This is a genomic window from Streptomyces angustmyceticus, assembly GCF_040701845.1.
In the GTDB taxonomy this organism is placed as follows: domain Bacteria; phylum Actinomycetota; class Actinomycetes; order Streptomycetales; family Streptomycetaceae; genus Streptomyces; species Streptomyces angustmyceticus_A.
This window is the reverse complement of sequence record NZ_JBFBHQ010000006.1, coordinates 62,570-74,393: the sequence shown is the minus strand read 5'-3', so window position 1 is coordinate 74,393 and position 11,824 is coordinate 62,570. Positions and strand designations below refer to the sequence as shown.

Annotated in this window: 10 protein-coding genes; 3 read left to right on the top strand and 7 right to left on the bottom strand. The window is 69.1% G+C overall.

What is annotated here, in order from left to right; translation table 11 throughout:
* Positions 1-113: 113 nt before the first annotated feature.
* Both AB0411_RS15885 and AB0411_RS15875 read right to left on the bottom strand, forming a co-directional pair.
* Positions 114-731, bottom strand: a complete 618-nt coding sequence (locus AB0411_RS15885; protein ID WP_366417879.1) for a TIGR03086 family metal-binding protein — start codon at positions 729-731, stop codon at positions 114-116.
* A 618-nt stretch (positions 732-1,349) separates the two neighbouring features.
* Positions 1,350-2,588 (bottom strand): IPT/TIG domain-containing protein, encoded by a 1,239-nt coding sequence (locus AB0411_RS15875; RefSeq protein WP_366417878.1) that lies wholly within the window; start codon positions 2,586-2,588, stop codon positions 1,350-1,352.
* Between the two features lie 455 nt (positions 2,589-3,043).
* On the opposite strand from AB0411_RS15875, the gene AB0411_RS15870 reads away from it, so the two are divergent.
* On the top strand, positions 3,044-3,778 hold the full coding sequence (locus tag AB0411_RS15870; protein WP_366417877.1) for an enoyl-CoA hydratase-related protein: 735 nt from the start codon (positions 3,044-3,046) through the stop codon (positions 3,776-3,778).
* On the opposite strand, the gene AB0411_RS15865 is transcribed toward AB0411_RS15870, so the two are convergent.
* Complete coding sequence (locus AB0411_RS15865) at positions 3,747-4,391, bottom strand: NADPH-dependent F420 reductase (protein WP_366417876.1); 645 nt, start codon at positions 4,389-4,391, stop codon at positions 3,747-3,749. The genes AB0411_RS15870 and AB0411_RS15865 overlap by 32 nt on opposite strands.
* A 50-nt stretch (positions 4,392-4,441) precedes the next feature.
* Positions 4,442-5,254 (bottom strand): inositol monophosphatase family protein, encoded by an 813-nt coding sequence (locus AB0411_RS15860; RefSeq protein ID WP_366417875.1) that lies wholly within the window; start codon positions 5,252-5,254, stop codon positions 4,442-4,444.
* 116 nt (positions 5,255-5,370) lie between these two features.
* Between AB0411_RS15860 and AB0411_RS15855 the strand changes: the two genes are divergently transcribed.
* Both AB0411_RS15855 and AB0411_RS15850 read left to right on the top strand, forming a co-directional pair.
* Positions 5,371-6,348, top strand: coding sequence for a LysR family transcriptional regulator (locus tag AB0411_RS15855; protein ID WP_366417874.1), 978 nt, complete (start codon positions 5,371-5,373; stop codon positions 6,346-6,348).
* A 28-nt stretch (positions 6,349-6,376) separates the two neighbouring features.
* A complete protein-coding gene (locus AB0411_RS15850; protein ID WP_366417873.1) occupies positions 6,377-6,586 on the top strand; it encodes a heme-binding protein in 210 nt (69 codons plus the stop codon).
* Positions 6,587-6,771: 185 nt separating this feature from the next.
* Here the strand turns inward: AB0411_RS15850 and AB0411_RS15845 are convergent, their stop codons facing one another.
* From AB0411_RS15845 to AB0411_RS15835, 3 genes are all read right to left on the bottom strand, one after another.
* Entirely contained in the window at positions 6,772-7,041 is a 270-nt protein-coding gene (locus AB0411_RS15845; RefSeq protein ID WP_366417872.1) for a hypothetical protein, read from the bottom strand.
* A gap of 579 nt (positions 7,042-7,620) precedes the next feature.
* Positions 7,621-9,489 carry a virginiamycin B lyase family protein gene (locus AB0411_RS15840; protein ID WP_366417871.1) on the bottom strand — a complete coding sequence of 623 codons (1,869 nt, stop codon included), beginning with the start codon at positions 9,487-9,489 and terminating at the stop codon, positions 7,621-7,623.
* 933 nt (positions 9,490-10,422) lie between these two features.
* Positions 10,423-11,799 carry an FAD-binding oxidoreductase gene (locus AB0411_RS15835; RefSeq protein WP_366417870.1) on the bottom strand — a complete coding sequence of 459 codons (1,377 nt, stop codon included), beginning with the start codon at positions 11,797-11,799 and terminating at the stop codon, positions 10,423-10,425.
* Between the last annotated feature and the right edge of the window lie 25 nt (positions 11,800-11,824).

The following is an 11,824-nucleotide window of genomic DNA, read 5'->3' as shown; positions in this document are numbered from 1 at the left end:
GCGCAACAGCGCCCTCGCCTCGTTCGCCTACGCCTACGCCTACGCCTACGCCTACGCCTACGCCTACGCCTACGCCTACGAGACAGTCTGCTCACCGACGGGCAGGAGGTCGATTACCGGCCAAGGCTGCGTGACGAGCCACCAGCAGACACCTTCCGTCCGAGCCAGGCAGCCAGCCGTCCGTACGCGTCCGCCCCCTCGGGAGCGGGCTGCACCGGTTCGAAGGGCACGGGGGCGCCGCGCCTCGCCGGCGGCAGGGCGTCATGGGCGTATGCCAGCGAGAACTCTGCCAGTTCCTGGTCGAGTTCAGGGGATGTGCCCAATGCCTCACGCAGATCCCAGGTGTGCGTGGCAATCTCCATGACGATCGCGCTCAGCGCGGCGCGCAGCGGCATCTTGGCGAAACCCAGATCCACGATGTTGTCGAGCGCGCCGTCAGTCAGCTCCCGGCCCGCCGCGGTCAGCCTCTCCCCGGATGCTTCGTACGCCGCCGCCCAGTCGTTGTCCGGGACTTCCTTGATGTCTCCCGGCTCGTCAGCGGCCGAGCCGCCTTCGGCGATGTACGCGTAGGCAAGCGTATTGCCCAGCACATGGCCAATCAGCGAGTGGATGTTGTACTCCGTGCAGGGCGTGCGGTCGTCAAGCCGGTTGGGCTCGACGGTCGCGACCAGGGCGGCGAACTGGCCGGTCGCGCGCTCCAGCAGCAGCCGGGGGTCGAGGGCAGTGTTCATGAGGGCTGGCTCCCGTTCATGCAGAGTTCAAAGGCACGTCGTGCGGTGCAGGAGGAAGCATCCCTCCATAACCTGACACCTACCGTCAGGTTTCTTCGCGTCGTTCGCGCACGGCATTTTGGGCCGGTGAAGTCCGACCGCCTACTCTCGATCTCCGCATCGCACCGCCAAGCCGCCGAGCTGACCAGCCGTCGCGTCCTCGTCGCCCTATGGGCTCGTCGCCAAGGCCGGCACGCGGTGCCTGGTCGCCGACCACCGTGGCCACGGCCGCCTGTTTCGCTCGGACCGGATCGTCGCGGCACGCTGCTCGACACGCCCGTGCAGGGCCGCAGGGTCCAACCGGCGAAGGCTGCATTCGCAGCTGCCCCCGCGGTCGGCCAGCGGCACCCGCCGCCGCGTCACCCACACCAGTACATCCGCCGCGGGTAGCTCCCTCCTGCGGCTGCCCCCTCCTCCGGAGACGAGGAGGCCACCGCTGCGCGGCACCCGGAATCGGTCGCGTGGCAGACGATCACCTGCCAAGGGTCACGCCGCGACTGGCCGCAGCGCCCCCTTCGAGCCCACGCTCACCACGTGACCACCAACTCCGGCGTGGACACGGCTCCTTGGACGGCACCGTCAGGCGTAGGTGAAGCGCACAGGGTTGCTGGTGCCGGTGGGGGTGGTGACGGTGACGCGCACGGTTCCGTTCCCGGGCGGAACGACAGCGAGGAGGACGTTGTCGGACAGAACGGTGAAGTCGTCCGCCGGGTGGTCGCCGAAAGCGACGGTCCTCGCGCGGTTGACCTTGCAGCCGAAGATGACGACGGTGTCGCCGGGACGGGCGCTCTGCGGCGTCACCGCCACGAGCCTGGGCGGCAGCGAGGCGCTGTACGTGAACGACACCCCGTTGCTGGTACCGCCGGGAGTGGTGACCGTCACCGGCACCGTCCCGGTCCCGGGCGGAGTGGTGATCCCGATGATGGTGTCGGAAGCGACCGTGAAACCGGCCGCCGCGATACCACCGAAGTCGACCGCCGTGGCACCGGTGAACCCGGAGCCCACGGCGATGATGTCGCTGCCACCGGCCGGATCGCCCGCCTGCGGGGCAATCGCCTTGATGACCGGTGCCGAGACATAGGTGAAGCGCACGGGGTTGCTGGTGCCGGCGGGGGTGGTGACGGTCACGGGCACCGTTCCGTCTCCGGGCGGGACGACGGCGAGGAGGACGTTGTCGGACAGAACGGTGAAGCTTTCCGCCGGGTGGCCACCGAAAGCGACCCTCGTCGCGCGGTTGACCTTGCAGCCGAAGATGACGACGGTGCGGCCAGGGCGGGCGCTCCTCGGCGTCACCGCCACGAGCCTGGGCGGCAGCGAGGCGCTGTACGTGAACGACACCCCGTTGCTGGTACCGCCGGGAGTGGTGACCGTCACCGGCACCGTCCCGGTCCCGGGCGGAGTGGTGATCCCGATGATGGTGTCGGAAGCGACCGTGAAACCGGCCGCCGCGATACCACCGAAGTCGACCGCCGTGGCACCGGTGAACCCGGAGCCCACGGCGATGATGTCGCTGCCACCGGCCGGATCGCCCGCCTGCGGGGCAATCGCCTCGAGGACCGGTAATCCCGCTGATCCGTAGGAGTACGTGAGGCTGTTGCTGGCCCCGTCGGCGGTGACAACGGCCACCGGAACGCTTCCACTTCCGGGCGGCGCGACGGCCGTGATCGTGGTGTCGGAGGTGACGGTGAAGCCAGCGGCCGAGACAGCGCCGAAGGTGACATCGCTGGTAGCGGCGAGCCCACAGCCGCTGATGGCGACGGTATTGCCGCCGGCGGCTGGTCCTGTGCTCGGGTGGAGCGCGTTGATGAGGGCAGACATGCCACAGCCTTCTTTCCTTCGTGGGCGATCAGTTCGCGCGCAGGTCAGCTGGCCTGCGCCGAGAAGCCGGCCGCGACGGCATCGCGAGGCAACAGGCCGTCAGATGAAGGCGGAACGCAAGCGATTACGAAGCGGCCTCAATCGATTGAACTGAACCTGTCCATGCGAAGGAAGGAGTGAGTTCACACGTCATGAAGCATACGTGGTGAGTATTTTTATCTTATGACGAGTCGGGGCGCTCACCGCTCCTCCCGGCTCTTCGCAGAAGGAGACGCAGCTGCACTACATCGCCTACCGGCGATTCAAGAATGTCGCCACGGTGCGCGTCCAGCCGCGGAACCGGTTGCTCGTGGTCAATCTGAAGCTGAACCCGAAGACCGTGAAGCCGGAGGAGGGGTGAGGAGGGGTCACGCCATATACGGAAGCCCCGCCAGGCGTGACTGGCGGGGCTTCGAATGCGCTACGCAGTGACAAATCCCCGAACGGCAAAGATTCTAATTTTCCCCATCTGCGAGCGGGGATTGAATGTCCTGCCATCCGGCATGCTGATCACGCCAGGATGCACTCTCATAGAGAGCCGCAGCAATGGCCCTCATTTCACCGGCGGACTCGATCTGGCCTCGCTCGCCCCACGTCTGGCGACCGGCGGCGAGGGACTCATCCCGGACACCGGCCGCGACCCCTGGGGCATGTACGGGGAGCCGGCCACGAAGCCCGTCGTGGTCGCCGTTCACGGGCGCTGTTTCACGGCAGGTCCGGAACTCGTGCTCAACGCCGATCTGTGTGTCGCCGCGGCCGACACCCTCTTCGGCCAGCAGGAGGTCACCCGCGGCATCGTTGCCCTGGGCGGTGCCACGGTCAGGCTGCCGCACCGCGCCGGCTGGGGCAACGCCATGCGCTACCTGCTCACCGGCGACCGGTTCGACGCTCAAGAAGCGTGGCGCATGGGCGTCGTCCAGGAAGTCGTCGGCCCAGGCGAACAGTTCGACCGTGCGACGGCACTCGCCCACCTCATCGCGCAACAGGCACCGCTGGCCGTCCAGGCCACTCTCGCCGATGCCCGCGCGGCCCTTCGCGGACTGGGCACTGTCCCTGCCAGTACCCAGCCGCCTCGCGCGAGCCCGCTACCTGGTTCGGTCCGAACGCGGTCTTGGTGGGTCAGCGGGCGAGGGAGACGGCGAAGGGCTTGAAGCCGTGCCGGCGCAGGATGTGGGGCACGACGAGGATCATGGCCTCGGTGGCGCGGGCTGTGGTGATGTCGCCGAGGTCCTCGATCCGTTCGGGCTGCCAGCCCAGGTCGCCGAGCAGGCCGGTGACGGTCCTCTTCGCGTGTTCGTCGTCGCCCGAGAGATAGGCGGTCGGTGGGGTGGTCAGGGTTTCGGGGGCGGTCATGACCATGAACAGCATCGTGTTGAGGGTCTTGACCACATGGGTGTCGGGGAGCGCGGCCTGGAGCTTCTCGGCGAGGCTGCTGCCGGGGTAGCACAAGCCGCCGGGCAGGCCGTCACCGTCGTCGCGGGTGGCGTTGGAGACGTCGATGAGGATCTTCCCGGCGAGTTCGGTGCGCAGGTCGGTGAGGCGGTCCAGGGAGCTGTCGCCGGGCGTCGCGTTGATCACGATGTCCGCGGTGCCGGCAGTGGTGCGCTGGTCGGCGAAGGCGATCCGCGGGGCGAGCCCGGCGGTGCGGGCGGCGGTGTCTTCGGGGCTCCGGCCACCGAGGGTGACTTGGTGTCCTGCTGCGGAGAGCTGGCCGGCGAGGTTGGTGCCGACGCGGCCGGCGCCCAGGATGCCGATGCTGGTCATGCGGTGTTGCTCCTAGCGGTATCGGGGTGGGGAAGAGCGGAGGTTCCCGGTCAGGCGATCGGCGAGAGGACCTTGAGGGCGGCGTCGTGAATGCCGGGGGCGGCGGCCAGGAAGTCGCGGCTGCCGGTGTTCCAGGGCTCGCCCGCCAGGTCGGTGACGGTGCCTCCGGCCTCGGAGACCAGCAGGGCGCCGGCGACCAGGCCGGAGCGGACGTCGGAGAACTGCCAGAACGCGTCCATGCGTCCGGCGGCGACGTGGATGAGCTGCATCGTGGCAGGAACGGACACACGCACGACCAGGCCGTTGATGAGCATCGCGGTGACGGAGTCACCGATCCGCCGGAAGGTGCGCTCGTCCTCGCCGGGCTTGGCCTGACCAGTGCCGATGAGCGCGGCGCCCAGGTCGGTCTTGGCAGACACCGTCAGGGGCCGGTCGTTGAGGCGGGCACCGCCGCCGGCGACCGCGGTGTAGGTGTCGCCGGTCAGCGGCAGGTGTACGACGGTGAGTACCGGCTGGTTGTCGCGGACCAGGGTGGCGGTGACGGCCCAGTCCTCCATGCCGTGGACGTGGTTGATGTTGCCCTCGGCAGGGTCGACGACCCACCACTCGCCGGGCGGGAGCGCGCCACCGGCCAGCTCGTCCTCGGCCCACTGCGCCCCCGGCCGGGCCCGCAGCAGCGATTCCCGCAACACGTCCAGCACCGCTTCGTCGTTGGCGTGGATCTCGCCGACGACCTCGTCCAGACTCACACCCCGGGCGTACGGGGTGTGGCGGTCGCGCAGCGTGACGCCGGCGGTCTTCACCGCAGCTGTCACATCGGACAGGAGCGTCGTGCCGGCGGCGAAAGGCATGGCTGTGCTCATGGGCGGGCTCCCTGGGATCGGTAGAAGCGGGGCGGTTGTCTCGCCCCCGCACTTCGAAGGTAGGCCGCCTGGTCATTAACAACAAGTGCATGCTTGTCACTTGTAGAGTTACTGCCATGCAACTGGATCTGAACCTGCTCACGGCTCTGGACGCACTGCTGGAGGAGGGCAGCGTCGCCGGCGCGGCAGCACGCCTCCACGTCACCTCACCGGCGATGAGCCGCTCCCTGGGCCGCATCCGCAAAGCCACCGGTGACCAGATCCTGGTCCGCACCGGCCGCAGCATGGTCCCCACCACCCGCGCCCTCGCCATGCGTGCCGAGGTCCACGCCCTCGTGCAGCAGGCCCACCAACTTCTGTCCGCGCAGCAGGAACTCGACCTGGCGGCTCTGGACCGGGTGTTCACCGTGCGCTGGCACGACGCCCTGACCGCCGCGTGCGGCACCGCCTTGACCTCGGCCGTCCACCAGCAGGCCCCCGGCGTCCGGCTGCGTCTGTCCGCCGAACCCGGGAGAGACGACGCCGAGCTGCGCCGGGGTGAGATCGACCTCGAATCGAGCTCCAGCGCTCCGGTGCTCCCCCACATCCGCCACCGCCTCGTCGGCAGCGACCGGCTGGTCGTCGCCGTCCGCCCGGGCCACCCGCTCACCGCAGGCCCGCTGAGCCTTGAGCGTTACGCAGCTGCCGAACACGTCACCGTTTCGCGGCGCGGAAACCTGCGCGACCCGATCGATGACGCCCTGACCACACGCGGCCTCGAACGACACGTCGTCGCCGCCGGGCCCACCGCCGCCTTCGCACTGCAACTCGCCCTCGACACCGACCTGGTCGTCACCCTCCCCGACGCGGTCACCCGAACGGCCCGGGAACAACTCGGCCTGACCACGATGCCGCCGCCACTCCCGCTGCCCGACGTACCCCTGTACCTGCTGTGGCACCAGCGCTACGACGATGACCGCGCCCACGCCTGGCTGCGAGAGCTGGCCACCGGTACCGTCCAGGCACTGTTCACACCACCGACCGCCTCTCAACACCCCCTCACCAACCGGACCGGGAAAGACGGATGCGCCAGGGGAGAGGACTGCGGCAGCTGACTCCCGTTCTCGCGAACATCACCTGTTCGTGCGGCTGCGCGACTGCCCATCTCGTGTCGGAACGCCGTCATCCCCTCTCGCCCATCATCCTCGGCTCATGGCCGTCGGCGGCGGCTGTCCAGTCATCGAACTCGGCGAGGTCACCGGCGGTTTGGTCGTCTCCGGCGGCAGTGCCGAGCAAGACCGGCAGGCAGCAGAAGCCGGGCTGCGCGCGCTGGGGTTCGAAGTCCCCGCCTGAGCCACGCTGGGCAGTCTGATCCACGAACCTCACACGGCAAAGGCCCGTGCTCCTGCAGAGGCGCAGGGGCACGGGCCTTCGAGCGTTTTGGGTGCACGAGTGCTCTGAGGCACTCCGTCGGCTCGGCCTTCCGGTGGCGCCCACTCGGCGGCCGGTGCACGTGCGCAGGGCGTACGGAGTTCGTGTCAGCGTGTCGCGAGGTCGAGGAGGCGCTGGATGAGGTCGGGGTAGGTCCAGCCGGCCCCGGTCGCCGCGAGCGGCAACAGGCTCGTTGCCGTCAGGCCGGGAAGTGCGTTCACTTCGAGACACATCGGCTCGCCACCTGTGTCGCAGCGGAAGTCGGTGCGCGAGTAGGAGTCGCCGTCGAACCCCAACGCCCGGTGCGCGCGCAGGGCCGGCTCCTGCAGCCGGGACGCGAAGGCCGCCGGGACCCGCGCAGGGCACACCTCGCTCACCGACCGCCTCCAGGCCGCCCGCAAGGGCGCGGAGGCGACCGAGGAACTGATCGGGGACGCCGTAGGCCACGGTCTCCGCGCCGGCTCAACTCACCGCTGCGGTGACCACGGTGCGCACGCATGGAGCGGGTTAGGCCCTGCCCGTCGGGGGAGCCGAAGACGACGGACAGGGTGCGCCTGCCGACACCGGGACCGCTGGGGGAAACGGTCGGTTAGCCTCGGCTGGTCAAAAGCTGTCAAACCACCTTCTCGGAGTGGCCGTTCGGCAGCCGAGGTGTGCCGTCGTAGCCGTCATCGCCGTCTGTGTGCCGTCGTTGCCGTCATCACCGTCGCTGGGGCACCCTCCAAGCGCAGCTCGCGACGCCGAGTCAGGTTGTTCTCCCGCCCTTCCTGCGCCGTGGTCTGCCGATCACCGTGCCGATGCTGGAGCCGAGCCGCCCTCGCGGCCGGAGCCCCGCCTCTGGAATCCACGCGTGCCGCCAACCCCCTCGACCGGTCGGCCGGCTCGTCCAGTTGGGCCGCGGCGTGTTCCTCCCGTCGCAGCAGACCAGGTGACGTGGGGTTTCGGAGCCGGTGAGGTCAGCCCGGGAGGGGGATGAACAGCAGGATGTTGTGGTCGGTGGCGGCGGTGTAGCAGGCGGTGCCGGGGAAGGTGGCGGTGTAGAAGGGGGTGGCGACGGCGAAGACGGGGACGACGGCGTTGTGGATGGTGGCGGTGCCGTTGGCGTCGGTGACGGCGGTGCCGAGGTTGACCGGGCCGAAGAGCGTGGTGGCGGTGAAGGTCACCGGCTGACCGGCCACCGGCATCCCCGAGGTGGTCGTCAGGGTGGCGCTGAGGCTGGGGATGTAGAACTCGGGCAGCGGGGTCAGCCGGAGCCGGATCGTGCCTGGCTGCGCGGTCAGCTTTGTGGGGGTGGGGTTCACCGTGACGGGGGTGCCGGCGGAGGAGCCGGTGAAGCAGCTGTCACCGCTGTAGGCGGCGGTGAGGGTGCCGGTGGTCAGGGCGGTGGTGGTGAAGCAGGCCTGCCCCGAGGCGTTGACGGGGACCATCTGGGTTTGGCCGTTGGGGAGGGTGAAGGTGACCGTGCCGGTCGGCACGGAGGTGGTGGCTGGTGCCGGGGTGATGGTCGCGCATGCGGTCACGCTCTGCCCGCAGGTGGAGGGGTTCGGCGTCACCGACAACGACGTCGTTGTGGGGTTGGGGCTCACGGTGACGGAGGTGGGGTTGCCGTTCACGCTCGCGGTGAACGCACCGGCGGTGTAGGTGTGGGTGGTCTGCCCGCTCCCGGTGGCGTCCAGGGGGACGGTGACCGTGGGGCTGGCGTCCCCGAAGTCCACCACCGCTGTCCCGTTCGGAGTCCCCCCGGAAATGGTGAACGTCACCGGTTGCCCGCACACCGGCGACGCCGGCGAGGTCGTCACCGTCAACGGCGAAATCTCCGTCACGTTCGCCGAATTGGCGTTGGTGACGTAGACGTTGCTGTTCGGCGCCGCCGCCACCGAGAACGGGAACGCGCCGACGGGGACGGTGGCCAGGACCGTGTTCGTGGCGCTGCTGATCACCGTCACGTTGTTGGAATTGCTGTTGCCGACGTAGACGTTGCCGGTGGGCGCCACCGCCACCCCGAACGGGCCCCCGCCGGTGGGGACGGTGGCCAGGACCGTGTTCGTGGCGCTGTCGATCACCGTCACGTTGTTCGACACGGTGTTGGTGACGTAGACGTTGCCGTTGGGCGCCACCGCAATCACTCCCGGGACCGTGCCGGCGGGGACGGTGGCGAGGACGGTATTCGTGGCGCTGTCGATGACCGTCACGTTGTTCGAGGTCTGGTTGGCGATGTAGACGTTGCCGTTCTGCGCCACCGCCGCCGCGCCCGGGAAACCACCGGTGGGGAGGGTGGTCAGGACCGTGTTCGTGGCGCTGCTGATCACCGTCACGGTGTTCGCGTTCCGGTTCGCGACGTAGACGTTGCCGTTCGCCGCCACCGCCACCGCGTCCGGGACCGCGCCGACAGGGACGGTGGCCAGGACCGTGTTCGTGACGCTGCTGATCACCGTCACGTTGTTCGAGGTGCTGTTGGCGACGTAGACGTTGCCGTTCGGCGCCACCGCCAGTGCGAACGGGCCCCCGCCGACGGGGACGGTGGCCAGGACCGTGTTCGTGGCGCTGCTGATCACCGTCACGTTGCTCGAGCTTTGGTTGGTGACGTAGACGTTGCCGTTCGGTGCCACCGCAATCATGGCCGGATTTGAGCCGGCGGGGACGGTGGCCAGGACGGTGTTCGTGGCGCTGCTGATCACCGTCACGTTGCTCGAATTGGCGTTGCCGACATAGACGTTGCCGTTCGGCGCCACCGCCACCGCCAGCGGGCTCGTGCCCGCCGGGATGGTCACCGTGGAGAACGCCGCACTGAAGGGCGCGACCGCAAGCCCCCGTACCGCGGCCACCTCGGATCCACCGGCCGGTACAACCGGCCGAACCCCGCCGGCTACCGCCGGGGCTCCCCACCAACCCGTAATCGGTTCCATGACAAACCTCTCTCAGCTGAGAGGGCCGCCCGAGAACTCCCACCGGGGCCCGCGTCGCACGGCGCCGGAATACGCGAACCGGATCACCGCTTGCACACCGGGACAGTAAGAGGGCACGCCGCCATGTACCACGCACACGCGCACCACAGGGGTTGCCCATCTCTCCCCGGAGAGATGGGCAACCCACCGGAAAACGGTCACCACCATTAACCCGAAATGGCCAACGGAACACCACCCTCTTGACTCGACTATCACCCGAACAGGCCAATACGCAGCCCCACCCGGGCACGTCGCGGGAGAGGACGAACTGGCACACCATGTGGCCCGGAACGTGGAGCTGAGCAGGGGGGAAACGAGGTGAGCCGCCTTGACCGCCCGCCCCCGCCACCGCCGTTGGGCGGACTCGAATTCCTTGCCGGAGCGCCCTGACCTGCGCAATGTCCTCCGGACCGATACCACTTCCCTCAGAACTTCGCAGGGGCCGGGTCGCCGAAGCAGAATCAGGGCTGACCGTCGAGACCCAGGTGATGGGCCGTGGCACGACGACCGCGGTATCCGAGCCGACGAGCACCAGGAGCCGATGCGAGGGGGTACGGGCTGTGGCGGCCGCCGATGCGTTCCCTGGTCGTCGTGCAGACCGCCTGGCCCGACCCCCCGCCGATGCCGTTGGCACGATCGAGACCCGGTTTCTCGTCGATCACGAGCCCCATGAAGGATCATGAAAGCCCTGCTGGCGTGGGCCGAACCGGCTGCCCCCCGCTGCAGGGGAAACGTCTACGCGCAGAGCGCACGGCAGCTGACCGGGCAACGCCCGCGCCCCACCAGTAGCCGCCTGAACTGCACAGGTGTCCGTCAGAGGGCCGTGCCCTCCGCTGCGGGAGAACGTCCAGCAGGCCGGCCGAGCCAGGACACGAACATCCCGTCCGGGTCCCAGGTGACCCGGAGGTCGTCGAGCCGGCGGAGGTTCTCGTCGGTCACGAAGCGGTACGGGCGGTGGAGCAGGTTCTCGTCGGCCAGCTGGATGCCACTGGCGCAGGGCTCCCACGCGCGCATGTGGTCGGTCACCCACCGGGTGTACGTGCTGTCGTCGGCCGGGTCGGTCCAGGCCGCATAGAGGGCGTAATACAGCTCGTCCTCCACGGAGTAGGCCATCGACGGGCGTGGGGGCTGCCCCTCGTGGCCTGCCCAGTTGAACAACACCAGGTGCGACGGTGCCGGTGGCCAGGTCTTCAGCATCTCCTGGAAGGTGGGCCACAGGTCGTCGAACGGCGCGTGGGTCCACATGTTGTCGGCCAGATACCGCTTGGTCTCGTCGTAGTGCGGGTCGGTGCCGAAACGGCTCAAGGTTCCGGTGTCGGTCACCTCGTTGAGCCGGGTCGTCAGCGTGTGCGCGCGTGCGGGACAGGACTCGTAGACCGACAGCTGTTCCCTGGCCTCCTCCTCGGTGTCGGTGAAGGCGGTCGCGTTGAGGGCGATGAGCGGCTCACCGCCGGTCATCGGATCGCGGCTGCACAGAAGATTGATCTCCGTCGGCGTCCGGCGGCCGATCTCGTGCACGAAGCCGTAGACGTCGTACGCGGCGGAGGCCGGCCAGAAGTAGCCGCTGTTCATCGTGACGCGCCTGCGCGGATAGAGCGTGACGTGGAACCTGGTGACGACGGCGAAGAAGCCGGGGCCGGCTCCGCGGGAAGCCCAGAAGAGGTCCGGGTTCTCCGTCTCGTCGGCGTGGACCCGCTCGCCGGCGGCAGTGACCGCGTCGATCCCGGTGACGGACATACAGGCCGGGCCGTAGTCCCGCCCGGCCCAGGCGAACCCGCCCTGCAGCAGGTACCCGCCGAGGGAGACGCCCGAGCAGTGCCCCGTGGGGAAGAACAGGTTCTGATCCGCGAGCATCGCGCTGAACTCTGATCCTTTGATGCCGGGCTGCGCGGTGCCGGCCATCGCCTCCGGGTCGACCGTCACGTGTCGCAGGTTCGAGAGGTCGATCAGCACCGTGCCGTCACGCAGGTGCGAGGCGGACCAGCTGTGGCCGCCGGAGCGCACCGCGATCCGCAGGCCCTCCCGCCTGGCGAGCTCGACCGCTCCGACGACGTCGTCCTCGTGGTTCGCCAGCACGATCACTTCGGGATACCGGTCCGGCACTCCTGCGTGCCAGCAGGCTTCACGACGCAGGCTCTCGTAGCGGTAGTCACCTCGCCGCAACACCCTGCCCTCGATACGAGGCGCCATGCCCTCTCCCTCTTGGATCCTCCGT

Bases quoted from the DNA above. Each gene is read 5' to 3' on its own strand.
- AB0411_RS15835 (WP_366417870.1), bottom strand. From the start codon at position 11,799: ATGGCGCCTCGTATCGAGGGCAGGGTGTTGCGGCGAGGTGACTACCGC.
- AB0411_RS15875 (WP_366417878.1), bottom strand. From the start codon at position 2,588: ATGTCTGCCCTCATCAACGCGCTCCACCCGAGCACAGGACCAGCCGCC.
- AB0411_RS15885 (WP_366417879.1), bottom strand. From the start codon at position 731: ATGAACACTGCCCTCGACCCCCGGCTGCTGCTGGAGCGCGCGACCGGC.
- AB0411_RS15865 (WP_366417876.1), bottom strand. From the start codon at position 4,391: ATGACCAGCATCGGCATCCTGGGCGCCGGCCGCGTCGGCACCAACCTC.
- AB0411_RS15860 (WP_366417875.1), bottom strand. From the start codon at position 5,254: ATGAGCACAGCCATGCCTTTCGCCGCCGGCACGACGCTCCTGTCCGAT.
- AB0411_RS15855 (WP_366417874.1), top strand. From the start codon at position 5,371: ATGCAACTGGATCTGAACCTGCTCACGGCTCTGGACGCACTGCTGGAG.
- AB0411_RS15870 (WP_366417877.1), top strand. From the start codon at position 3,044: ATGCGCTACGCAGTGACAAATCCCCGAACGGCAAAGATTCTAATTTTC.